The organism is Cecembia calidifontis (genome assembly GCF_004216715.1).
Classification (GTDB): domain Bacteria; phylum Bacteroidota; class Bacteroidia; order Cytophagales; family Cyclobacteriaceae; genus Cecembia_A; species Cecembia_A calidifontis.
Genome location: NZ_SGXG01000001.1, coordinates 4,946,304 through 4,970,643, shown reverse-complemented (window position 1 = coordinate 4,970,643; position 24,340 = coordinate 4,946,304). Strand labels below are relative to the sequence as shown.

General features: G+C 40.3%; 20 protein-coding genes. 7 read left to right on the top strand and 13 right to left on the bottom strand.

Translation table 11 applies throughout. The features are described 5' to 3' along the window. Nucleotides 1-82: 82 nt before the first annotated feature. Nucleotides 83-640 carry a phosphoribosylglycinamide formyltransferase gene (gene purN, locus BC751_RS21485; protein WP_130277399.1) on the bottom strand — a complete coding sequence of 186 codons (558 nt, stop codon included), beginning with the start codon at nt 638-640 and terminating at the stop codon, nt 83-85. A gap of 299 nt (nt 641-939) precedes the next feature. On the opposite strand from purN, the gene BC751_RS22690 reads away from it, so the two are divergent. Continuing rightward, complete coding sequence (locus tag BC751_RS22690; protein ID WP_341272861.1) at nt 940-1,332, top strand: SPFH domain-containing protein; 393 nt, start codon at nt 940-942, stop codon at nt 1,330-1,332. A gap of 30 nt (nt 1,333-1,362) precedes the next feature. Then, nucleotides 1,363-1,653 carry an SPFH domain-containing protein gene (locus BC751_RS22685; protein WP_341272852.1) on the top strand — a complete coding sequence of 97 codons (291 nt, stop codon included), beginning with the start codon at nt 1,363-1,365 and terminating at the stop codon, nt 1,651-1,653. A gap of 59 nt (nt 1,654-1,712) precedes the next feature. Here the strand turns inward: BC751_RS22685 and BC751_RS21475 are convergent, their stop codons facing one another. The 8 genes from BC751_RS21475 to BC751_RS21440 all read right to left on the bottom strand — a co-directional run bounded on the left by BC751_RS21475 (nt 1,713) and on the right by BC751_RS21440 (nt 10,410). Next, on the bottom strand, nt 1,713-2,528 hold the full coding sequence (locus tag BC751_RS21475; RefSeq protein ID WP_130277398.1) for an enoyl-ACP reductase FabI: 816 nt from the start codon (nt 2,526-2,528) through the stop codon (nt 1,713-1,715). 189 nt (nt 2,529-2,717) lie between these two features. Next, the gene (gene recN, locus BC751_RS21470; RefSeq protein WP_130277397.1) at nt 2,718-4,370 is read right to left on the bottom strand and encodes a DNA repair protein RecN; all 1,653 of its coding nucleotides are present in this window, start codon (nt 4,368-4,370) and stop codon (nt 2,718-2,720) included. A 41-nt stretch (nt 4,371-4,411) separates the two neighbouring features. Then, complete coding sequence (gene porD / locus BC751_RS21465) at nt 4,412-5,317, bottom strand: type IX secretion system protein PorD (RefSeq protein WP_130277396.1); 906 nt, start codon at nt 5,315-5,317, stop codon at nt 4,412-4,414. Nucleotides 5,318-5,356: 39 nt separating this feature from the next. Further along, complete coding sequence (gene coaBC, locus BC751_RS21460; protein ID WP_130277395.1) at nt 5,357-6,565, bottom strand: bifunctional phosphopantothenoylcysteine decarboxylase/phosphopantothenate--cysteine ligase CoaBC; 1,209 nt, start codon at nt 6,563-6,565, stop codon at nt 5,357-5,359. Then, nucleotides 6,565-6,879, bottom strand: a complete 315-nt coding sequence (locus tag BC751_RS21455; RefSeq protein ID WP_130277394.1) for a DNA-directed RNA polymerase subunit omega — start codon at nt 6,877-6,879, stop codon at nt 6,565-6,567. The genes coaBC and BC751_RS21455 overlap by 1 nt, the downstream gene beginning before the upstream one ends. Nucleotides 6,880-6,904: 25 nt before the next feature. Continuing rightward, nucleotides 6,905-7,822 carry an outer membrane protein assembly factor BamD gene (locus tag BC751_RS21450; RefSeq protein ID WP_130277393.1) on the bottom strand — a complete coding sequence of 306 codons (918 nt, stop codon included), beginning with the start codon at nt 7,820-7,822 and terminating at the stop codon, nt 6,905-6,907. A 70-nt stretch (nt 7,823-7,892) separates the two neighbouring features. Beyond that, entirely contained in the window at nt 7,893-8,600 is a 708-nt protein-coding gene (locus BC751_RS21445; protein WP_130277392.1) for a T9SS type A sorting domain-containing protein, read from the bottom strand. 166 nt (nt 8,601-8,766) lie between these two features. After that, nucleotides 8,767-10,410 (bottom strand): OstA-like protein, encoded by a 1,644-nt coding sequence (locus tag BC751_RS21440; RefSeq protein ID WP_130277391.1) that lies wholly within the window; start codon nt 10,408-10,410, stop codon nt 8,767-8,769. A gap of 49 nt (nt 10,411-10,459) precedes the next feature. Here BC751_RS21440 and tilS point away from each other — a divergent pair, with 49 nt between their 5' ends. From tilS to BC751_RS21415, 5 genes are all read left to right on the top strand, one after another. Then, entirely contained in the window at nt 10,460-11,782 is a 1,323-nt protein-coding gene (gene tilS / locus BC751_RS21435) for a tRNA lysidine(34) synthetase TilS (protein WP_130277390.1), read from the top strand. Continuing rightward, the gene (locus BC751_RS21430) at nt 11,779-12,315 is read left to right on the top strand and encodes a Crp/Fnr family transcriptional regulator (RefSeq protein WP_130277389.1); all 537 of its coding nucleotides are present in this window, start codon (nt 11,779-11,781) and stop codon (nt 12,313-12,315) included. The genes tilS and BC751_RS21430 overlap by 4 nt, the downstream gene beginning before the upstream one ends. Before the next feature lie 147 nt (nt 12,316-12,462). Next, nucleotides 12,463-13,401, top strand: coding sequence for a malate dehydrogenase (gene mdh, locus BC751_RS21425; protein ID WP_130277388.1), 939 nt, complete (start codon nt 12,463-12,465; stop codon nt 13,399-13,401). A 99-nt stretch (nt 13,402-13,500) separates the two neighbouring features. Further along, a complete protein-coding gene (locus BC751_RS21420) occupies nt 13,501-16,227 on the top strand; it encodes a hypothetical protein (RefSeq protein WP_130277387.1) in 2,727 nt (908 codons plus the stop codon). A 107-nt stretch (nt 16,228-16,334) separates the two neighbouring features. Then, the gene (locus BC751_RS21415) at nt 16,335-18,005 is read left to right on the top strand and encodes a mechanosensitive ion channel family protein (RefSeq protein ID WP_130277386.1); all 1,671 of its coding nucleotides are present in this window, start codon (nt 16,335-16,337) and stop codon (nt 18,003-18,005) included. Here BC751_RS21415 and BC751_RS21410 read toward each other — a convergent pair. From BC751_RS21410 to BC751_RS21395, 4 genes are read right to left on the bottom strand one after another with little or no spacing between them, the layout of a single operon-like run. Next, nucleotides 18,002-19,612: a hypothetical protein gene (locus BC751_RS21410; RefSeq protein WP_242617564.1), complete on the bottom strand. Its 1,611-nt coding sequence runs from the start codon at nt 19,610-19,612 to the stop codon at nt 18,002-18,004. The genes BC751_RS21415 and BC751_RS21410 overlap by 4 nt on opposite strands. Then, nucleotides 19,612-20,766 carry a DUF4249 domain-containing protein gene (locus tag BC751_RS21405; RefSeq protein WP_130277385.1) on the bottom strand — a complete coding sequence of 385 codons (1,155 nt, stop codon included), beginning with the start codon at nt 20,764-20,766 and terminating at the stop codon, nt 19,612-19,614. The genes BC751_RS21410 and BC751_RS21405 overlap by 1 nt, the downstream gene beginning before the upstream one ends. After that, nucleotides 20,766-23,516: a TonB-dependent receptor gene (locus BC751_RS21400; RefSeq protein ID WP_130277384.1), complete on the bottom strand. Its 2,751-nt coding sequence runs from the start codon at nt 23,514-23,516 to the stop codon at nt 20,766-20,768. The genes BC751_RS21405 and BC751_RS21400 overlap by 1 nt, the downstream gene beginning before the upstream one ends. Further along, the gene (locus tag BC751_RS21395; RefSeq protein WP_130277383.1) at nt 23,503-24,219 is read right to left on the bottom strand and encodes a hypothetical protein; all 717 of its coding nucleotides are present in this window, start codon (nt 24,217-24,219) and stop codon (nt 23,503-23,505) included. The genes BC751_RS21400 and BC751_RS21395 overlap by 14 nt, the downstream gene beginning before the upstream one ends. Between the last annotated feature and the right edge of the window lie 121 nt (nt 24,220-24,340).

Genomic DNA, 24,340 nt, shown 5'->3' with positions numbered 1-24,340 from the left:
GACACAAAGGAATTGGACGGGACTTTGTGGCTATATTTTGGTGGATAATTTTTCAAGTTGCAAAGGTAGGAAAATCAGGTAATTAAAGCAGACTTTCTATCACATTTGGGAAGTATTTGTATTCCAATTGATGCACTTTTTGTGCGATACGCTCAGCACTGTCGGAGGGTTCAATTTGGACTGCTGCCTGAAAGATTATTTTGCCTTCATCATAATGTTCATTCACCAAATGTATGGTAATACCTGATTCAGCATCTCCGGAAGACTTGACCGCCTCATGTACCTTCATCCCATACATCCCTTTTCCTCCGTATTTTGGTAGAAGTGCCGGATGGATATTGACGATTTTATTTGGGAAAGCATGAATCAAGTTGTCTGGGATTTTGAGCAAAAATCCGGCAAGCACCACAAAATCAATTCCTTCTTCCTGTAATTTTCGGGTTACTTCTCCTGCTTCCAATTGGCTTTTACTGAAAGTAAAAGTGGGGACTTGAAACTTTTTTGCCCTTTCCAGTACAAAGGCATCTTTTTTGTTGGACCCAATCAATACAACTTTCCCTTTGGAAGATTGACTGAAATACTTCATTATTTCTTCGGCATTGCTGCCGCTACCTGAAGCAAGGATGGCAATTTTTTTCAAAATCAGCAGCGTTGGTTTGATGAATCAAAATTAGAAGGATTATCTAAACTCTCAAAAGTTCCTGAAGGTATATATTGAAGGTATATCTCCTTCATGGTCGAATTTTTATGCAAAATCTGGTTGAACGAATATTATTTACAGTAGTTTGAAAATTAAAAATAAAATTTTACAGCATTCAATTATTTGGAATTTTGTTGACTCTTACATGAATTTGACCGTATAACTGCATAAACTAATTTAACACTTACGAAAAAACCTTTGTATTCTCAATCGCTTTTGTTTTGTTGTCATCCTGTACAGTGATATGTCAAGGGGAGGTTGGTGTGGAAAGGAAATTTGGCAAACTTTCCCCGAATGTGTCTGAGGCTGGGTTAGTTGGATTTAATCCCTTCACGACCAAAGTGATAAAAGTTCCGGTGCAGACGGTAAATCAAGAAGAGCGACTCAATCTTCCGAACAAGGAAGGTTTAACTATCGATTCGGAAATTCCCATTTTGTACAGTATCGAAAAGAATAAGGTCCCATTTATTTTGGAGGATGTGGGTGAAAATTATGAAAGGGTATTGACTCTGAATGTATTTCGGTCTGCTGCGGCTGAGGTAACCGCCCAATATATGGCAAAGGATATGCATTCAGGGGTGAAGACTAGAATAGAAAACAAAATTCAAGAACGTATGCATGAATCTTTATGAGATAGGGGTTTTGTCTTGGAGAGAGTACTCATGAAAAGTATACGTTTGCCGGAAGAATTGAGCCTTGCTATTGAAAGAACCCTCCAGGCTGAACTGGAAGCTTTACATATTGGATTTTTCTTGGATAGGGAAAGACAAGATGCAGAAAGACGAAGAATTGAGGCAGAAGGTACAAGCGGGGCACAATTGATTTTGGCCGAAGGCTTGGTCCGGGAAATTATCGAACTGAGAAGTATTGAAGCATTTAGGGAATTGGCAAAGTCCCCCAACAAAAAAATCATCATTACCGACGGTAAAACACCTTACCTGATCAATACCTAAGAAAAATAAAAAAGAGGGGGATCCCCCTCTTTTTTATTCCAAGAAACTTAATTTGGTTTTTAAAGATCTTTGAATTGGTCCATCAACTCCTCTGAAATTCCAGTAGTAGAATAACCTCCATCATGGAAGAGGTTTTGCATGGTCACATATCGGGTAAGATCTGAGAACATGGTAATGATATAATCGGCACAGGCTTCGGCTGGAGCATTTCCTAATGGGGACATTTTGTCCGCGAAATTGAAGAAGGCATCAAAGCCTCCTATGCCGGTTCCAGCAGTTGTTTTGGTCGGTGACTGGGAAATGGTATTTACCCTCACCTTTTTCATTTTACCAAATCTGTAGCCATAGCCTCTGGCTATGCTTTCCAATAAAGCTTTTGCGTCAGCCATATCTGTGTAGAAAGGATAAACTCTTTGGGCTGCTATATAAGAAAGGCCCATAATGGATCCCCATTCGTTCATGATGTCCATTTTTTCGGCCACATGCATCATTTTGTGAAAAGAAATGGCAGAAACGTCAAAAGATTTGTTCATCCAGTCATAGTTAAGGTCTCCATAAGATCTTCCTTTGCGGATGTTAGGTGACATGCCAATGGAATGGAGCAGGAAATCAAAGTTTCCACCCAAATATTCTTTGGCTTCAGCGTAAAGCTTTTCTATATCTTCCAAAGAAGTCGCATCTGCTGGAATGACAATGGTCTTGCAATGTTCGGCCAGTTCTTTGATTGCACCCATCCTCATGGCAATTGGGGCATTGGTTAAAACAAATCTGGCTCCCTGTTCATGGGCTTTCAGTGCAGTTTTCCAGGCAATGGAGTTTTCATCCAATGCACCTGTAATGATACCGACTTTTCCTTTCAATAAATTTTCTGCCATAATATCAATATTTAGGTTGGTTCTGTGTTGAGCCCGTAAAAATAAGGAAAAAATTAGGATATGGGATTTGGAGTATGGGATTTCGGTCATGTATTCCCAAAATGGGCTCCAAAGACCCAGTTTTATCAGGGTCCCTTAGAAAAGGAAAGTTAGTTCCGGAAGAAGTTTAAAAATTGATTTTCAGTTTTTTCAATTTGCTAATAATTCTTTGGCGCTTTCATAGGCAGATGCAGAAGGATTAGCTCCGGCGATCATTTTTGCAATTTCTGTAACCCTTTCTTCCTCGGTAAGCAATTTGATTTTGCTGACCGTTTTATGACTGCTGTTGTCTTTGAAAACAAAGTAATGCTGGTCCCCTTTTGCTGCCACCTGGGGTAAATGGGAGATGCATATGACTTGGTGCTTTCTTGCAATTTCCTGCATCATTTTGACCATTTGCAGAGCAATTTCTCCCGATACCCCTGTATCAATCTCATCAAAAATTAAGGTAGGTAAGGCCATTTTATCTGCCATAATATATTTGATAGCAAATATTAACCTTGAAAATTCACCTCCTGAAGCCACCTGTTTTAATGGCTGTGGTGTAACTCCCTTATTTGCTGAAAAAAGGATATCAATCTGATCTAATCCTTCTTTGGAAGGAGGGATGGATTGATGGGCCATTTCAATTTTGGCATTTTCCATCCCCAATTGTCTTAGAAGGTCTTCAAGTTCCCTGGAGAATGGCCCAAAAGAGGATTTTCTTTTTTCGCTGAGCACCTTACCTTTGGACAACATCTCCTTTTCAGCTTCGGATTTCAGCTGTTGCAATTTTTGAATTTCCTCATCAAGATTTTCAACCTGAAAAACCTTCTCAGCAAGTTGCTGCTCCAAAGAGATGAGGGCCTCTACACTCTCTGCTCCATGTTTTTGTTGGAGATGGTAGATTTTACTCAATCTTTCTCTGACATTTTCCAGTTTGTCAAAATCAACTTCAATTTCACTGTCTTCATCTTCTATACTGGCTGCAATATCTTTAAGCTCTATCAAGACACTTTGGATTCGCTCACTGAAAGGCTCAAATTTATGGGCTAAACGGGACAGTTGTTGTGCTGTCTGGTTGGCTAAAGAAAGCATACGGATGGCACCAAATTGTTCGTCTTGTAGCTGACCCAAAATCTCCTGAATTTTTGCCTTGATTTCCTCAGCATTTTCCAGAATTTCCTGTTCGCTTTCAAGAATACTTTGTTCTCCTGCTTCAAGCTTTAAGGCAGCAAGCTCCTCCAACTGGAAGCGGTTAAAGTCCGCTTCTTTTTTTAAATCCAGGGCCTCTTGGGTCCTTTTTTCAAGGGCTCTTTTGGCGGAAAGATAGGATTGATAAGCCTGTTGGTAGGCTGTTTTTTCCAATTGGCTATTGGAATAGGCGTCTATGAGGCTTAGTTGATAAAGTCCATCCGCCAACATCAATGTATCATGTTGGGAATGGATGTCCATGAGAAATTTACCCAGTTCTTTGAGGGTTTCGAGTCTCACTGGCGTGTCGTTGATGAATGCCCTGGATTTGCCTGAAGGGCTGATTTCCCTTCGGATGATACATTCCCTGTCAAAGTCGAGGTCTTCCTGATTGAAAAAATCCTCAAGTCCGTAATTTTCAATCCCGAAACAACCTTCAACTACACATTTGTTTTCAGGATCTGAAAGTGCTTTGGTATCTGCTCTGTTTCCCAATAGCAAACCGACGGCACCCAACATGATGGATTTACCAGCACCGGTTTCCCCTGTAATCATGTTCAATTCCGCACTGGGGGCCATCTCCAGTTCCTGGATCAGGGCATAATTGGAAATATTGAGTGATTTGAGCATTTGTATAAAAAACGGACCAAATACAAAGCTAATAAAACTGCTTAACCTTTCAGAATGTCATTGTATCTTCTGGCGTTGTTGGGGTCAATTTTCATCAAATATCCCACCGCCTCAGTCCTTACATCCAAAGGTGCTCTTTTCAAAATTTTGCTCACTTCATCTCCCTTGGCATCGATAAAGGCAATTGTAAAAATTCCATTTGGCTGTTGGGTATTTGCTTCTGCTACAAGCCTGATGGCTTCCACAATATTTTTGTAAGCTTCTTCTGGATTCGTAGTCAGTTGATCCAATCCTTTTCTATGGTAGATATAAATGGCTTCCCTGATGGGGGCGAACACGGAAGAAGTATACACATCATTTATCAGCCAATACCGGTTTCTTCTGTCATTGGGATTTGGTTGCCACCCCGGTCTGAGAGATTGTTGGGCATTGTTGACGATGTTGTTTGCAATTTCAAAGTAAGGATCACCTCCCCTCAATGAAAAGCTGTCATAATCAAAGCCTAAAGCTATATATGCGTAATAAGCCAAAAGCGAGCTGATATTGTTCAGGAAAGAAAAGCGGTTAAATTCAAGAGGCTGGGACTGTAAGAACTCAAATGACCAGTTTCTGTCAATAAAATTGAGGACCATACTTTCATAATTGGTTCCATAGACAGGTCTTACCGTTTGGATTTGAACTGTGGCATTATAAAAGCCGACCTGAGGCATGTCGCTTATGGTGATAAGCATATTGCCTTTGATTCGCTCAAATGCCTGGAACTGATCTGTGGTCCAGTTTCTGCCATTGAGGAATTGTTCGAAATTGATCTTCATGTCCTCAAAGACCCCTGTTTCCTGGGTCCTGGCCCTATCACTGTTGATGATAACAGTAAAATTCAGTTCCTGGGCATGTAACTGCCCAAATTGAAGCCCTATCATCACGATAAAAAACCAGTACCTGATCATACTTTATTTCCTTTGAATAAGGTAACGAAAATTAGGGATTTAAATTTTGACTGGAATCTTTTTCACACCTTCCAATATCATTTTGGCTATTTGCTCTTTGGGTAATACCTCTGAATCTATAGAGGTACCATCTTCAAAGAAAAGGCTCACTTTATTGGTGTCAAGCTGGAATCCTGCCCCTTCTTGGCGCATGGAGTTCAATACAATCATGTCAAAGTTTTTCTTTTCCAATTTTTGCTTGGCATGAAAAACTTCATTTTCTGTTTCCAGTGCAAATCCAACATGAATTTGATGTGCTTGTTTGGCTTTACCCAGGGTGTATGCAATATCTACATTTTTGACCAGTTCAATGGTCATGCCATCACCTTCTTTTTTGATTTTTTCGCTTGCTATATTTTTCGGGGCATAATCCGCCACAGCAGCAGCAAAAACACATATGTCCATTTTTCCATGCAGTTTGGATGCCGCTTCGTACATCTCATTTGCACTTCTAACGGGATATATTTTAATGTGGGGATTTTTAGGCTTTTTGGCACCAACACCCAAAACCAAATGAACTTCAGCGCCGCTATTGGCAAATGCATCCGCTATGGCAGCGCCCATTTTTCCGCTGGAATGGTTGCTGATAAAACGTACCGGATCTATCGCCTCCTGGGTGGGGCCTGAGGTAATCAATACTTTTTTCCCTTCAAAATCTGTGTTATAATGGAAATGAGCCACCACTTTTTCCAAAATGTGTTCCGGTTCCATCAATCTTCCCTGTCCGGAAAGCCCACTTGCCAGTTCACCACTTTCAGCGTCTAAAATGATATTTCCAAATGACACCAATCGTTCTAGATTTTCTCTGACGGAAGGATGCTGGTACATATCCAGGTCCATGGCAGGGGCCACCATCACTGGACACCTGGCAGAGAGGTAGGTTGCTGCCAGTAAATTGTCACAAAGTCCATTGGCCAATTTCCCTAAGGTATTTGCGCTGATAGGCGCGATCAAAAATAAATCCGCCCAAAGGCCTAAATCGACGTGATTGGTCCAAGAGCCGGTTTTGGGGTCAAAAAACTCATGATAAACCGGATGCTTGGACAAGGTTGCCAAGGTCAAAGGGCTGATAAAATCAAGAGCAGAAGTACTCATGATTACTTGTACTTCCGCTCCTTCTTTTACTAATAATCTGGTCAGATGGGCAGCTTTGTAGGCTGCAATACTACCAGTAATACCTAATAAAATTTTTTTTCCTTTTAAAAGCATTATTCTTCAACAGTTTCGTCCGGATAGCGGAAATATAATTTCCCTTCCAAGAACTCTTCCATTGCTAATGTACTAGGTTTTGGCATCCTTTCATAAAACTTTGAGATTTCTATTTGCTCTTTGTTTTCAAAAACCTCTTCCAGGTTATCTACGGTGGAGGCAAACTCAGAAAGCTTGTTGTTCAGTTCTTCTTTCATGGAAGAAGAAATCTGCTTTGCCCTTTGGCCAATGATATGAATAGATTCATAAATATTGCCAGTAGGTTCTGAAATTTTGTCCAGATCTCTTGTGATGATGGATGGATTGATTGCCATATATTGATTGTTTTTAATTTCAGTTCTATTTTTTCTTTTCGTTGACTTCAGCTGAAGGGGCAGTTTTATCCTGTTCCTCTAGTTTAGCTTTGGCCAATGCTTCCTCATATTCTTTTTTAAGCTTGAGATGGGCAGTCAATTCCTTCTCCGCTTTGTTGACAATGGGTTGGATAGCTCCTAAATATTTGCTCTCAGGATATCTTCTTTTGAATTGATCAGCAAATTTGAAAACATCATTCAGTCTATCTTCTTTTTTGTCAAAAACACTTCGCTGTCCATAGCTGAGAGAAACCTCGACCAATTTGTAGGCCAACTCCTCATTGTATTTACTGTCAGGAAATTCCTTCGCGAAATTTTGGAAATTGATAATACATGCCCTGTAAAAATCACCTGGATACAGTCCTTCGGTCAATCTCAAGTAGAGCATAGATTCCTGGTAGGCTTTTTCTTCAAACCTTTTTTGAAGGTCTTCAATCATGGTCATTGCCCGCTCATAAGAATCTGACTGAGGGAATCTATTGATGAAAAGCTGTATGGCATTCACCGCGTCTCGACTACTTTTCTGATCCAGGTTGTAATCAGGAGAGTCCAAATAGAGGGAATAGGCATTCATGAATAGGGCTTCTTCCGCTAAAGGGCTTCTGTTGTAGGTCTGATAAAACGTATTGAAATAGCCAGCTGCTTCAATATATCTTTTGGTCCGGAAGTGGCTGTAGGCATAATTGAAATCGGCAAGTTCCGCTTTTTCACTCCCCCTAATGACTGGTAGGACCTTATCATAAAGGATGATGGCCCTGCTGAATTCTCCCTTGTTGTAGTAATCGTTGGCCGCCTCATAGAGCTCTTCCCAGTTGGTGCTTTTTTCCAACTTGTAGAATTTCCCACAAGAAGACAGTAGGGTTAGGGTAAATACCAGCAGTATAGTTGATTTGTTTACTTTCATGTTTTTTTGGAGGCGCAAATATAAGGGATAAATCATTGTTATCAAATTAAACCTGTTGTGCTTAACCGGTTTACTTCTTCACAACGAGTTTTTTGGTGACAATATTTTTGTTATCTACGAATAAGGTGTAAAAATATACCCCTGGGTTCAAGTCTGCAACATTGATGACCAAGGTCTTTTGATGCGGATCCAACTCATATTCCGCGATGGGATTTCCAATGAAACTGTTGATGGCAATCTTGGCTTTTGCATTGGGGTTTTTAAATTCATAATCAATTTGAGCTATCCTATGGCTTGGATTTGGATAAACACTTCCCAAAGAGATATCCTTATGGTTGGTTTCATCTTCAATAGGGTTATATACTTCATAGACAGCTTCTATTTGAAATACATCTCTGACATTGGCAATGTTGGCAAACTGCAGGTCGAAACTTCCTTTGACTTCACTGATGCCCATTTCAAATTCCAAATACAGATCTGTGAAAATTTCGTTGGGCTTTAAAGTGATTTTTAATTTGCCCAATTCTTTTTTGGGATCGTAGCATTTTTCCCCAATACAGATTTTTACATTTTGTGAAGAACCAATATTCCCTCTTAAAAATTTGAGTGAATATTCTTTAGTTTGGCTGGATTCGTTTTGAATGATAAGGGATTTTCTTTGGGAGCTGCCTATTTTTCCGCTGAATTCAATATTTTCAGACAAAACACGCACCTGAGCCACGCCCCATACTGGGAATAGCATAATCATGCAGGTGAGTAGTGCCAAAATATTTTTCATGTAGAGTTTTATCAATAAGCCTATGTTTTGTTTCCCTCTGGGTTTAATTCTGTTACGTATAAATTTACCAAATTGGTTCGAACTTTTAACCACTTGCGGGTTAAATTTTGTTAAGGTTGATAAAATTTTTTCCTGCTAAAATCGTTCCGAAAAAATTTTCGTTTTCCTATCGGCGGGATGTATTCTTTTCTTCTTGAGAATTTAACTTTTCCTGTATAGATTTTTGTATTTCTTCCTCATCTGGGAAGGGAATGTTGATTAACGGTTGCTCAAAAAGATTTTTTTGATCTTCTTCCCTTCTCTTGGGTGTACGCCAGGCAAAAATCTGCTCCATGTTGGGTTTTTCATCTTCTCTCCAGACGAAGCCTTCCAGTTTTTTGTCTTCTTCTTTGATCATGTGGGGTGGATTGAAAGCCCCTTCCGGTTTGACCAACCAATTGATCCTTTTGATATTCCCGTCTTCAAAAAACATCATGATGTTCGCGCAGAGCATTTTGTTCATGCCCCTCAACACGGAATCCCCGACAATGTCAAAATAAATGGATTCACCATTTCCTTCCACATGAAACCTGCTGATCTGACCTTCTGAAAAGTAACCGGTCATTTTACGCCCTTTGATCTGATTGAAGTTGCCTAGGGTGTCTTTGGTGATGTTGAAGGCCCTTCTATTAAGGTAAACCCTGTCGATTTCCTCATTAGCGATCAAAAAGCGTACACTGTCTGCTGTAATCTGACTTTTATCATTCCATATGACCGGATCTTTGTAAAGGAAAATGGTAGAATCAGAATAAATATAAGCCAAAGAGTCAGTGATACCGTAAAGGTCAGATTTGATCATTTTGACCCTATTGTAGGCCAATAGGAACCGCTCATCCGCATTTTCGCTATCCTGGGAGATCAGGGTGTCCGCAATCATATAAAGCGTATCCTTTTCGAAGTATTTCTGGACCATGGCATTCCCATAAACCAGGCTGTATTTCCTGTCCTCCCAATATTTTCCTTCATCTCCAAAAATTTCTACCTGCCGTTCTTTGTTGAACAGACTGACATTGATCCTTCCTTCATAATATTTTGCCAATTCATCATAGAAGAGGATTTCAGCATATACTTTGCTGGTCTCTGTTTCCACATCTCCCTCGTAAAATCGGAATTGCTTTCTTTCTGTATCGTAAAAACTTCCTTTCTGAGCATTCAGTTTATCCCCTTCTGCGGACACAATATTGGTCAAGCCAACAGTTTCTGCTGTTTTTGGAACAGTCATATAAATCAAAAAATTGGTCTTCATGGTGTAATCTGGATTCACCAAAATGACATCATCAGTGAAAGTAATCCGCTCGATCCTGGTGTCATAAGTCGCATTAATACTGGTAAGTACATTCGTGGAATCCACTACTTTGCCGTTATTGAAATAACTGGCAATGCCCGTTTCCCTGTTATAATCTAAAAAATCTGTATACAGGGTTGTTTCTTGATTCTTGAAAACCACATTATTCCGCAGCTTTGCGATTTTTGTAAACCCATCATATTCTGCATAGTTGCTCGTGGTTACCACTGGGTCATTGGTGTCTACAATGCGCACCCGGCCATAAAGTTGGGCCCTGTTCTCAGCTCTATAAAAATGAGCAGAATCACAGTAAATCAGCGAGTTTTGATGCTTCATTCTTACATTATTGAGCAGCCTTTCAAATCCACTTGCCCCTTGCAAAAGGTCTGCCTGTTGGATTTCCAGCATATTACTCTGCTGGGCCATTGCACCTGAAATGAATAAGAGGCAAAGAGAAAGAAGAAAGAATGTGTTCTTTTTAATCATTAGAAATCAGCTCAGCGACAAAATTAGCTAAAAATGATATTTTTGGGTTATGGTAAGTCTTTTTATCGAACATATACGGAAAAAAAATCTTTTAGATCCAGAATCCACTTATTTATTGGGACTAAGTGGTGGGATTGACAGCGTGGCGCTAGCTTACTTGCTCAAATCTGCAAGTTTCAATTTTGAAATTGCACATGTCAATTACGGACTTCGTGGTTCTGAGAGTGATGGAGATGAATCTTTTGTTAAAAAGCTGGCGGAATCATGGGGTTTGCCCTTTCACCTGAAAAAAGTGGATGATACTTCTTTTGAAAAAAGCAGTACTTCGGTACAAATGACCGCAAGAGATATCCGGTATAGCTGGTTTGAAGAACTTGTTCAGGAAAGGAACCTTCAGGGAATATTAGTGGCCCACCATTTTGAGGATCAAATAGAAACCGTATTTCTTAATTTGTTGAGAGGTACCGGAATTGAAGGGACATATGGAATGTCCGAAAGAAGGGGAAGGATCATCCGCCCTTTGCTCCCCTTTCATAGATCAGAAATACTCGATTTCATGACTTCAAATGGATATCAGTGGAGAGAGGACAGTTCTAACCTAAAAAGCGATTACAAAAGAAATTATTTAAGGAATGAAGTGTTCCCTTTGATTGAGGCCAGGTTTCCGGAGGGTATGGATAGTTTGGACAAAAGCTTCAAAAGGTTGAAGGATACAGGTAAGGCATTTTTCCACCTTTATGGGGATTGGAGAGACCAGCATATTCTCCATCAAGAGGGATATCAGATTCTGGAGTTTAAGCATCTTTCCTATTTGCCTGGAAAACATTCTCTTTTATTTTATTGGTTGAGAGATTATGGATTTGGCTTTTCCGAAGTTGAAGATATTCTGGAAACTGCCGAAAATGGACACTCCGGCAAGGTTTTTTATTCCAGGGAATTTATGCTCAATGTTGACCGGGAGCGTTTGATTTTAGGAAAGCTTGAAATTGACTGGGAGCCGGTGAGTATTGAAAAAAATGATATCAGGGTAGAGCTTAATGCCGGCAGGTTTGATATCCTATATTTGAACGGAGACGTTGAAATAGACAGGAATGCAGAAAACGCGATGCTGGATAGAGATAAACTTTCTTTTCCGCTTACCGTTAGGAGATGGGAGTTAGGGGATAAAATAGTCCCCTTAGGCATGAAATCAGAGAAAAAAATATCTGATTTATTAATAGATTTGAAAGTTCCTTTGATCGAAAAGAGGAAGGTAGCTGTTTTGTTGAGCGGAAATGAGGTGGCCTGGGTTTTGGGTTACAGAATCAGTGAAAAATTTAAATGTGATTCCACCACCAAAAATATCCTGTACTTTAAAAAGATACATTCATGATCAATCCATTTTCAAGAACTTTTAGTGTCAGTGAACTGGAAACTTTTCAGTTTTTGTCTCAGGTCATGCTTTTCGAAAAGCTTAAAAATATGGAAATGGCCAGGTTCCTGACGGCTTTACACGAAAGAAAATACAGGAGAGATGAGGTGGTCTTTTTTAGTGGGGATCCCAGTCAGGCCCTGTATGTGGTCAAATCTGGAAGGATCAATCTCACCATTGATATCAAGGAAAATTTCGAAATCATCAATGAAGTTAATAAAGGGGAATTTTTTGGTGAAAACTCTCTGCTTGAGAATGTGACCAGGATATATACAGCAATAGTGGCATCAGAAGAGGCTGAACTGTTGGTGCTTCCTCATTTTGCCATTCAGGAGGTGTTTGACAGTTATCCTAAAATCAAGGCTAAAATGATGACTTCTTTGGCGGAGTTTTATAACCAGAACAACAAAAGACTTTTCAAATCCTATCGGAACTCTTTTGGGTTTTTTAATCTCCAGGAGATGTTTGATAGAAACAAAGAGGAAACAAGGTAGTTTTATCCAAGCCGTCTATATGGTTTAGCAAGATCATCTGCTTAATTGACAAGTATTCAAAGGGATTGTTTTATTAAATCTCCTTTGTTTAATAACTTAGCGACGCTTTTGAAACAAATGTTAAAACTTAAAAATAAATCCATCATCATGACTAAAGTAACCGTAGTAGGTGCCGGTAATGTAGGGGCCACCTGTGCAGATGTGTTGGCATACAGAGAAATCGCTGAGCAGATCGTTTTGGTAGATATCAAAGAAGGAGTTGCTGAAGGCAAGGCACTTGATATCTGGCAAAAGGCACCTATCAATCAATATGACAGCAGGACAATAGGAAGTACCAATGACTACAGTAAGACAGCAGATTCTGATGTTGTAGTTATTACATCCGGTCTTCCAAGAAAACCTGGTATGACCAGGGATGACTTGATTGAAACCAATGCAGGTATCGTTAAATCTGTTACTGAAAATGTGATCAAGCATTCTCCAAATGCCATCATCATTGTGGTATCCAATCCATTGGATGTGATGACTTATCAGGCACACATTACTTCCAGGCTGCCAAGAACCAAAGTAATGGGAATGGCCGGTATTTTGGATACTGCCAGGTACAGGGCTTTCATTGCTGATGAGCTGAACATTTCTTCCAAGGAAATTCAGGCCATTTTATTGGGCGGTCATGGTGATACCATGGTTCCACTACCCAGATATACAACTGTAGCTGGTATTCCTGTGACAGAATTGATAGCTAAGGACAGACTGGATGCCATCATCGAAAGAACAAAATTCGGCGGTGGTGAATTGGTGAAATTGATGGGAACATCTGCTTGGTATGCGCCAGGTTCTGCTGCGGCTCAGATGGTAGAATCTATCTTAAAGAACCAAAGGAGGGTATTCCCAGTATGTATCAAGCTGGAAGGTGAGTATGGAATTGATGACTGCTACCTTGGCGTACCGGTTATTCTTGGCAAAAATGGCGTTGAAAAAGTTATCGAGCTTGATCTGAATGCTGATGAAAAAGCTTTGTTGGAAGTTTCCAGAGGTCATGTGAAAGAAGTGATGAATGTATTGGACAAACTTTCCACTAAATAAATTCCGATCAAATAGATTATCAAAATCCCGGTTTCAAATCGGGATTTTTTGTTTATTTTGACTTGAAAAATTGAATCTTGCAATAAAGAATAGGTTTAAGTGAGTACTAGAAGAATTGTTTTCGTCTTGTTGATAGCGGTTGGTATCGCAGGGGCAGTTTTCTATTTTGTTAAATCAGGTTTTCCATTTTCAAAAAGAAATGCCCTTGAGCTTGTTTCTTCAGAGGCGGTTTTGGTTTTTGAAACTACTGAGCCGGTAATGGCATGGAATCAATTGGTAACTCAACCGTTTTGGAGCCGAATTTCAGAGCTGCCTTCTTTGTATCATGCACAAAATCAGGTAATGGCACTGGACAGCCTATTGGGGAAAGGAGGGAGACTGGAGCGGGCTTTAAAAGGAAATCAATTTGTGCTTTCACTTCACCCAGTGGGAAGGGAGGAATTTGACTTTTTGTACACCATTGCTTTCAAAGACCTTTCAAATCTTGAGATTCTTAAGGATTTAGAGAATAACTTGCCTCCTCTTTCCAGAATCAACACCAGGAGTTACAGCAACATTGAGATCAAAGAATTCCAAAGTCTTGATTTGGAGCGGAATCTGAGTTATGCCTTGATCGGAAATGTGTTTGTTGCCAGTTACAGCTCTTTTTTGGTGGAGGATGCTATCCGTTACGCCCAAAATAGTAACCTATTAAATTTCAAATCGAATAACAAGCAACTTTTTGATGCTTTACCCAGTGCCAAAGGCTTGGGGGTAATAAGGATTTCAGGTCAGGCAATAGCCAAAATAATTAGTGGGATTAGTAGGAATACCGATTTTAAAATGATTGACAGTTTCTCCAGAAAAGGTGTCTCTGCCAATCTTGAATTGAAGTTTTTGGACAACCGTGTAGTCATGGAAGGCCAGGCATATTTTCAGGATGGAAAGGGTTTTGATTTTGAAGCTTCAAGCACGGGCAATCCCAAAACTTTCCAGAACCTGATCAGCAATAGAACAGCTGTGTACCATCAATATCACCTGAAAGATATTGAGCAGCTTTCTAAAATAGAGGATAAAGGCTTCAAGGGGACCAGTACGCTAAAAGGAGATATTGAGAAGTCGCTTCTGAACCAAGGTTTTTTGAAAGGCCTAACGGGGGAAGTAGCATTTATCCTTTTTGAATTGATTGCCAACGAGCCCCAAGATAAAATACTCCTCATCCAGTCCGATCAGATCCAGGAAAAGATCCAATTATTAAGAGCATTCAATGCCAGTTTGGATCGGTCTGGCCTGGAAGATTCTCCTTTGGATTACTACCAGCAACAGGAAATATTTATGGTGGGAGCAGAAGAGTTTCCTGCCCATTTATTTGGAGGTAAATTTCAGGGCTTTCCTGATACTTATATTACTTCAGTCAATGATGTGCTGGTATTTGCGAACAGTAGCAAGGCCATGAAACTTTTTATCGATGATGTCCATAATGATTATACTTGGGGCAAATCCCTCAATCAGAAGAGGCTGATTGAAAATATATCTCCGGAAAACGGCTTTTTCTTTATGATCGATATCCAGCGGTTTTGGACTGCAGTTATTGAAAATAGCTCTCCAAGTTGGAAATCTTTTTTTCAAAAATATGCTCCTCAATTGAAATCCTTTGAACTGCTTAACCTGAGTGTCAAGGAAATGGGAAAGAAAAATGCGGTTGTCATGGAGTTGGGTTATAGCATGAACCCCATCAAATCGGTTCAAGATGTATTATTGACAGAAAACAGGGCAGTTTCATTCAGTAACCGGCTTATTTACGGGCCTGTAATCGTACAAAATTTTATTGACCGCAGTCAGGAATTTGTAGTGCAGGATGAAGCCCATAATTTGTACCTTCTGACATCCGAAGGCGAGCAGGTATTTGGTTATAATTTGGATGGTCCAATTGTGTCCGGCATCCATCAAGTCGATTTTTATAAAAATGGGAAACTCCAACTTTTGTTTGCTACGGAGAAGCAGGTTTACATTATTGACAGGTTGGGTAATTTGGTTTCGGGATTCCCTGTTCGAATAGAAGGCCAGACCATTACCCATCTCAATTTAGTGGATTATAATAATTCAAGAGATTACAGGTATTTTATTGCCACAGCAGAAGGGAATCTGTTCCTATTGGATAAAAACGGCAAAGCTTTAGAGGGATGGAATCCCAAAACCATCAGTGGCCCTGTATCTTCGGCGCCTGCCCATCATAGAATTGCAGGTGTTGGCGATAGAATGGTAGCATTATCCTCCAGGGGGCAATTGTATTTCTTTAATAGAAGGGGGGAGCCTGAATTGGGTTCTCCTATCAGGTTAGGAGAAGGATTGGCGTCTGATTATATTCTCCTCGAAAGAGGAAGTGCGCAAGAAAGCCGCCTTGTTACCATTACCACGGAAGGAGAAGTGGTCCAGGTAAATCTTAAAGGGGAATTGACTTATAGAAATCAGCTTTTGAGGCCTGACCGCGAAAGCAAGTTTTACCTGATCAAAGACCAGAAAGATGACCGTTATGTTTTTGTAGTCCATGAGTACAATAAAGTGACAGTCATGGACCGTGAATACAAAACGGTTTTTACAATTGATGTTTTTTCAGATAACCTGGAATTTCAGTTTTTCTCCTTCGGTTCGGACAAAAATATTTTTGTTGTGGTGGACAAAAGCCAGGAGTTTATTTACCTGTACAATTTGGAAGGGACGCTTCTTAACACCCTTCCGATCGTTGGGGACCATAAAGTGGAGATCAAATATTCAGGAGGTCAAAACGATTACACCATCTATACCATCTCAGGGAATAAGTTTTCGGAATATAAATTACCGATTTAAAAATGCAGCCTCCCCAAATACCCTAAGGGGAGGCTTTTTCCTTTTTTCTTTTCCTACTTTTTCCGATGTTATTACTTTTGCGGTGGATAGATTGAAAAGTTACCACCATGCAGCATTTTAAGTTTACATACCTTCTGATTCTTTTTTTTGTCAGTTTTTCTATATCAACTGTTGCACAGGTAGTGTTGGATGATCAAATAATCCCCCTGGAAGAGGAGGATTACCATAATCTTCGGACTCCTTATCACACTACTTTGACCTTCTTTCTGAATCTCAAGGAGGATAATTATGATCCAAAAGCTGCCGCTCAGGCTCTCAATGTGAGTTCTGAAAGGGAGAAAGAGGCTGAAAAGTTGGCTGTTCAGCTGAAGCAGATATTTGATGGAAACGGTGTCTTGATAAAGTTTTCTGAAATTCCCAATGAGCCTGATTTTTTGGATACGGTATTCAGCAATCAGGCCAAATTCTTTTTTGATACCAAAAAGCTTCCCTTGGTTTATCTGGAGAAAGTAAATGATGAATGGAAATTCAGTGCATTTACTGTTTCCCAAATCGATGAGATGCATAAAGCAACCTACCCTTATGGAACGGACCGCTTGTTGAATGTGCTTCCTAAGATGGGGAACCAAGTTTATCTCGGCTTGCATTTTTGGCAATTGGCCGGTTTGTTTTTGCTTATTCTTTCTCTTTTTGTTGCGCACAAGCTGATTACATTCCTATTGGATAAAGTCTTTCTGTACCTGGTGGCCAAATTGGGCTATGCTTATGTCGGTGAGAAGTATCTTTTACCTGTGGCGAAAATCACCAGTATTTATTTGATCCTTGTTCTCACTACCCTTTTTATAAAATTATTGCAGCTGCCTGTAGAGGTCGTTTCCTTTGTCATCAAAGTCTTGAATGCAGCCAAGCCCTTGGTCATCACTATTGTTTTTTATAAAATCGTAGATATAGTTTCGCTCTATTTTGCCAAGTTGGCAGAGAAGACGGAATCCACATTGGATGATCAGCTGGTGCCCTTGATCCGCAAGACCTTGAAAGCTTTTGTGGTAATCGTAGGAACCTTGTTTGTACTCAAAGAAGGGCTTGAGGTAGATATCGTTCCTTTTCTTACAGGGCTTTCTATAGGAGGCTTGGCATTTGCTTTGGCTGCCCAGGATACCATCAAAAACTTTTTTGGTTCGATTATGATTTTCATTGATAAGCCCTTTCAGGTAGGGGACTGGATCACCTCTGGTGATGTGGATGGAACGGTGGAAGAAGTGGGTTTCCGATCCACAAGGGTCAGGACTTTCAGAAATTCGGTCATGTATATCCCGAATGGTAAAATTGCCGATGCGACCATTGACAATCATGGTCTGAGACAATACCGGAGGTTTTCCACTACCCTGACCATCACTTATGATACGCCGCCCGAATTGATAGAGGCCTTTGTGGAAGGCTTGCGAAAAATAGTAGAGAACCATCCAAACACCCGTAAGGACCTGTATAATGTTTATTTTAACAACCTTTCCACCTATAGCCAGGATATCATGTTTTATATATTCTTTCAGGTACCTACCTGGCAGGAGGAATTACGCTGCAGACAGGAAATTTTGATACAAATTGTCAAATTAGCCAAAGGGCTGGGTGTAAGGTTTGCGTTCCCAACCCAAACCTTACACATGGAAAATTTTCCTGAAAAACAGTCGCTTGTACCCGGATACCCTAAGGATCAGGCAGTTTATGCTTCCAAACTTCAGGAATTTTTGGTCAAGGAATTGGGCAAGAAGGATAATTAATCAATAATGTCAAAGCTGGATTGAAGGAATTGGAGCATTCCTGTTTCATCGACAAAGGAAACCTTGATTTCAAATTTGCCGGTTATTTCTGAGGTGAAAAACCGGGCTTGAGAGGAAGATATTTCAGGATTCCACAGCAGGCAAGTTCTGAAATCCGGGTAATTTGCTGCTCCGATCTTTGGATTGAAATGGGGCGATTCCAATTTTTTGGGCTGTAATATCGGCCAGTAATTCAAATACAAAGCGTTTTTGGGGAGTTCAAATTTCCCAAAATCATTTTGAAACGATGTTAAACTCAAGACACCCGAAAACTTATCCTCGTTGAAGGAAAACTCCCTTGTAAGTACTTCCAACTTTTCGATGTCCTTTGGGTCAAATTTCGCCAACTCACCAGTATCAAATACGGGCATGGCATCTATTAATATCAAAGGATTTTCCTGGAACAGCCCACCCAATGGCGTGTTGAGCAATTTAAAAACCATGCTTCGGTTTTGTCTTCTTACCAATACTTCAGGGACATATTCCCTAAGGGTCGTTTCCATATTTTCAAAGCGTGAATAGTCATCCAATAAATAGGTCCTGTCTGCCACAAACCCTGTAACTATGGGAAGTTGTTCAGCTCGTTTCACTGGATAAAAGTGTGGTTTAAGCTGGGCTGCCAGCATCAACATTTCCAGAAACTTCCTGTCTCCTTCATTCAGGTTTAGTGGAGGAAAAACAAAATCATCTATTAATTTCAAATTCCAAAATGGAGATTGGGGAGCGAAATTGAGCTGTTTTTCATAATTCAGGGACTGGGCTATTAAAAACTCATATTCCTTTAATGGGCCCAGCTCAAAAAACAGGTTGCCTTCCTGGTCTGGTTTAGCAGAATGCAGTACAGATTGCCTTCCATGTGCTGAAAGGAAAAAGGTCTCGGTAGTATCAATTTCAGTTGCAAGGTTTTTCCCATGAACGATATGGCCATACAGTTCAGGAATGACCCTAATTTCCCCTTCCAATGGCTGATAGATTTCCTGTCCGATAAAACCTTGAAAATTTTCCGGTAAATATGGGTTTTGTATGCCGACAGAAATTCGGTAAGTGTTTTGGACGAAGTTAAGTGGCATTTGAATCTCTGAGTTTTTCTTCAACCTACTTTCCGGAATGTGAAAATCCCTGGCTTTTTCAAATTTGTATGTGCTTTTTGCTTGAAATGGTTTTTGGGAAACCGGGCCTTTTTTCGGATTGATGATGGTCACCAATTGATTGTAAACTCCCGATCCATTTTTGTCATGGAGTGGGCTGGTTCTGGTGTAAAAGCGGAGAAGATAGTGATCCGATTCCAGATGGGGGGGTATTTCCAGTACTCCATCATTCTTACCTTCGTATAGGGGTACGATCAATTGCAAGACAGGCAAACTTGCCCTGTCAATTAGTTCTACATAAGCTATCTTGGAGGGACTGGGTTCATTGCCATTGCTTACCTGAAGTGAAAACCAGATTTGATCATTGACCAAGCAAATGTTTTTGGATAAATGGGCAAAAACTTTCTCGCCATCCCTGGTTTGGCCAAAGGCATTTAAGCTTAGTAATAAAATAAAAATCAGTTTTATAATTCTCATCATTAATCCTCCCAGAATTCAGGTCTGACATTGGTCCCTCTTAGCGTACAGTCTACACATTGGGTGGGAGCTCCAAAATACCCTATAATCTCACCATTGCTTGCCCTCAAGTCCCTGGCAGGCATTCTATCTCCTCTCCCAAATGCTTCAAAAATAGCTTTGTCAGTGGGAGGAATAGTATCCTGAAAGGATATTCTGCAAAATTCGTATTCGGGAATAAATACAGGCCAGGGAAAAACATCATTGATGTCTATATAAATCCTTTTGGTAGCGGATTTTCCCATACTTATATACCCAATGACAGGTTCTCCTTCATCGCTTACATTATAGATGTTGCCTCTGATTAGAGAAGGCAAAGGGCTGAAAATCCCTCCGATATCATCGGAATTTTTTCTAAGGATTTCCCAAAAGTCAAAAGCTTCTTGATTGATGGCCATTTGTTTTACTTCGATGCTGTAGCGCTCTGTGAGTTTTTCTGAATTGTTGGGAATCAGCACCAGTTCTCTCTGAAGGATGCGGTTGTCTTCAAACCTTGCCGCATTTTGAAGGACAATTTTAGGGTTAAGGTTATTGTTCCAGCAGAGGTCAATCCTTTCATCTTCTTCCCTGAATCTTACAAGTCCATTTTCAAAAATCAGCCGGGAAATGACCCCCGGCCTAAAAATCCAGTGTTCTTGATAGGTCCATAAGAAATATTGGGCCTGATCATTCCCTCTCGTGCTGACAAAAATTTCTACGCCATTTTGATCCCTGACAAAACCCAGTTCTTCAATTTCAGGAGAAACAACCGGCTGTAAATTTTCTGTTCTGTACACTTTAGCTCCTGGTAGTTCAATTTGTAACTGATAGCTGTCAAAAGGTGGAAAATTACCTATCAATGAATAAATGCCTTCCTCTTTTTCAACAAAATCCCATCGCCCGTTATTACTATTCAAAAGAGAAAGTTTGGCCCCTGTGATTACTGGACTCGCTTGGGTACTTCTTACTGGTACAGTCTTACTCAGTCGGATGAACGACTCTCCTTCCACTTCAATATAACCTTCTACCACAAGCACTTCTGTCGGAATGTCTCTCAATTTCGGCTCGAAAGGATCCCTGCATGAAAACATTATCAGGAAGACCAATATCAGGTGGGTATGGAAGATTTTTTTCAACATTAAATTCTAAAGTTATAACTGATGAATGGAATAGGTTGGGCAAAGATGGATAACTGAAAACCTTCCAGGATTCCGTTTACAGGGGTAAAGTAAACGGAATAGGGATTTCTCCTTCCCAATAAGTTGTAAACACCCACTGACCAGGAGGAATGGGCAAGTTTTCTCACTTTATGGTTGCCTTCTATATTGACTGATAAGTCAATTCTAAAATAATCCGGAATCCTGTAAGCATTTCTGTCAGAGAAAAATACCCTTTCAGAACCTCCATATTCAAATTTGGCCACAGGTAAGGTGATGGGTCTTCCGGTGCTGTAGTTGGCATTAATGGAAGTGCTGAACCTTTTGCTCCATTCGTAATTGCCTACCAGTACGGCATTATGTGGTTGGTCAAAATTATTGGGATACCATTCACCGGTATTGATTTTTTCAGCCTGTTCATCTTTTGCGGTTCTCAATAATGACCTGGAATAGGTGTAACTGATCCAGCCATTCAGTTTGCCTGTATTTTTTCTTAGTAACACCTCGGCTCCATAAGCCCTTCCCTCAGACCGAACCACAGCCTGTTCTACTGCATTGTTCAAAATCAAAGTGCTTCCTGAGCGGAAATCCAAAAGGTTTCGCAAACTTCTATGGTAAGTCTCTATGGAAAATTCATATTTGTCCACCTTTAGATTTCGGTAATAACCCAATGAGATTTGATCTCCCCATTGTGGTAGAATATTGTTGTCGCTGAGTTTCCAAATATCTGTAGGAGCAATGGCGGCATTGTTGGTGATCAAATGAATAAACTGTCTTCCTGTATTGTATCCTGCTTTGATAGAGGAAATGTTGTTGAGAATATATCTGCCGGAAATACGGAACTCTGGACCATGATGGGTTTGAATCACTTCGCCTTGATTGAAGATTTCCTCTCTGATTAGGGTAGTGCGTGAAACAGGAAGCCCAGGAGCATACACCCTACTGGTATTAGGGCCTAAAAAATTATAGATCGCATACCTCCCCCCGATACTTACAGTCAGTTGTTCACTGATCTCAATATTGTCGCCAAAATAAAGGGCCGTCTCCAGTGCTTGTTCCTGATTGACTTCTTCAGGCACTACAATAGATTCTATTCCTGAAGGATTGATTTTTCCAGGGTTTAGCCTGTATCGGGTGCTATGTACACCAAAATTGAATTTGTGTCTGAAGTTGTAATCGTAATTGAAATGTATTTTGGCGAAGTCCTGACGGATATTGAACCCGAAATCATAGGAATTACTTGGATTGTCCCTTCCTTCAATGCCAAATGAATAATTATCCCTACCGACCACAAATTCAGCTTCCATCCTTTCATTGAAATAATGGGTCCACCCCAGATTGAAATTCAGATTTTCGTAGCGGAAAGTGGTATCTCTATCAAATCTGAAATTGTCATTGCTGTTGTAGGCATTGGCCCGGAGGATGTTTTTGTTATTAAGTTTATGGGAAATACTGAAATTGAGGTCATAAAAGGAAGCTCTGCCATTTTTGAAATCCGTGTTTTCTTCCAATAACTGAAGCAGCCAATCGGAATAGGTACTTCTTGCCCCCATCGAGAAAGTGGTGTTTTTTCCTATTGGGCCATCAATAGCCAGCCTTCCTGTCAAGAGACCTATGCCTCCGGAAACCTTTATTTTTTCATTATTGCCATATTTTGCTTTGACATCCAGGACAGAGGACAACCTGCCCCCATATTGTACGGGGATACCTGCTTTATATAGTTCCACAGACTCCACCACATCCGGATTGAATGCGGAAAACAGTCCAAATAAATGGGAGGGATTATAAATCGTACTATGGTTATAAAGGATCAGGTTTTGATCAGCAGCACCTCCCCTGACGTTGAAGCCGACAGAAGCCTCCCCAACAGTTTGAACGCCTGGTAATGTCAGAATAGACCGGATTACATCCACTTCCCCTAAAATGGCGGGGATTTTTTTCATCGACTGGATATTCAGTTTTTGGACCCCCATTTCAGGTCGGGAAATATTGGTCATGCGGTCTGAGCTTACCGTGACCTCCGATAAGGAAATGATATTTTCTTCAATCGCCACATCCAGAATGCCATCTCCCTGAAGACTGATTTGCCTTTGTTCAATAAATCCCCCCAGGTTCTGAATAAATAAGGTGTGCCGGCCCACAGGCAAGAGAATTTGGAAGAACCCTTCCTCATTGGTGATCGCACGTCTGTATTCTGCCCTTTCAAAAACAACAGCTCCAAAAACCGGATTACCGGTTTCAATTCCTGTGATTTTTCCGCTTAAAGTAACCTCCTTTTGATTACTGGGATTGCCGATTACATAGAGTTTGTTTCGGGAATAAGCCCTCTCGATATCAGATTGCCGATTTAGGCTATCTGCTTCTCCATCAGTTTTGAGCCTATCAAAAAAATCTTTTGAAAGCCTAAGATCCAAAGGAGTGTTTTTAGTGATAAATACCCGGTTTTCTGAATCTATGCTGAACTTGAAATCCGTCTGATCAAAAATAGCCTCCAGAATTTGTGTGAGCGTATTTTCTTTTGCACTGATGTTGACCTGAAAACCCTGTAATTCCATGGAATAATAGAAGCGGTATCCGGTCATGGAGTTCACTTGCTGGGCAAACCTTGGAAAAGGAATGCCCGGGAATAATCCGGAAATTTTTTCCCGGTCTTGGGCATGCAATTCTGAATGGAAAAGTAGGCTTGCAAACAAGGAGAAAATCAAAATCAGGATCTGTTTATTTCTTTTCATTCTGCTCCTGATTATAAAGTGAAACCAAAAAATGCAAGTAACCTTTTCTATCTGTTCTGTAATCCAAGTTGGAAGCTTTGGTTAATTTCCTGACTTCCTTGTTTTCCAAACCCAAGAAATCGATGGCCTGTTTTTTATTGGATACTTTTAGGATCTCAGCATTTTTTTGAAGGAAATAATCCTGTGTTTCATAAAACACTTCACTGTAAATACTGTATTCCCGTTTTGGCTTGGTTAATTTCCTGTGTTTGATCAAAACCCTCGACGGGCCATCTCCGACATATTCATAAATACCACTGCCATGGTGGCTATAAGAGGGATTATTCGGTAATCTCACAAAGGATAAAGGGGATTCTAAGCGAAGCGTAAATGCATTGATTTTGTCTGATCTGATCAGGATTTTTTGTTTGTGGATGGGCTGGAATGTCAATACCTGATCTTTCCAGATGTTATAGAGAATGGGAACATCGCTATAGGTCAGTCCGTTAATGGTTATTTCACTTAATTCAAAATTTTTGGTGATCAAATAGGGATGGCCTTCAAATTCCTTAGGTGGATCCACAAAGTAACCTCCGCTGACCACATCTTGATCAAAAGGGATATTGCTTCTGTAGGATTGTTCAAGACCGGTAACAACTTGGGCAAAGACCTTATTCGAAAATGACAAAAAGACTAAAAAAGACAAAAACGTTAAAGACTTCATGTGAAGGGCCAAACTGATTAAAGCTTAATTTACCAAAATAATTAGGTCTTGAAGGTTTTTGGCCGCATATTTTGATGAATGGTTGATTGTTGATGCCTAATTCGCTTAATTTTAAGATCAG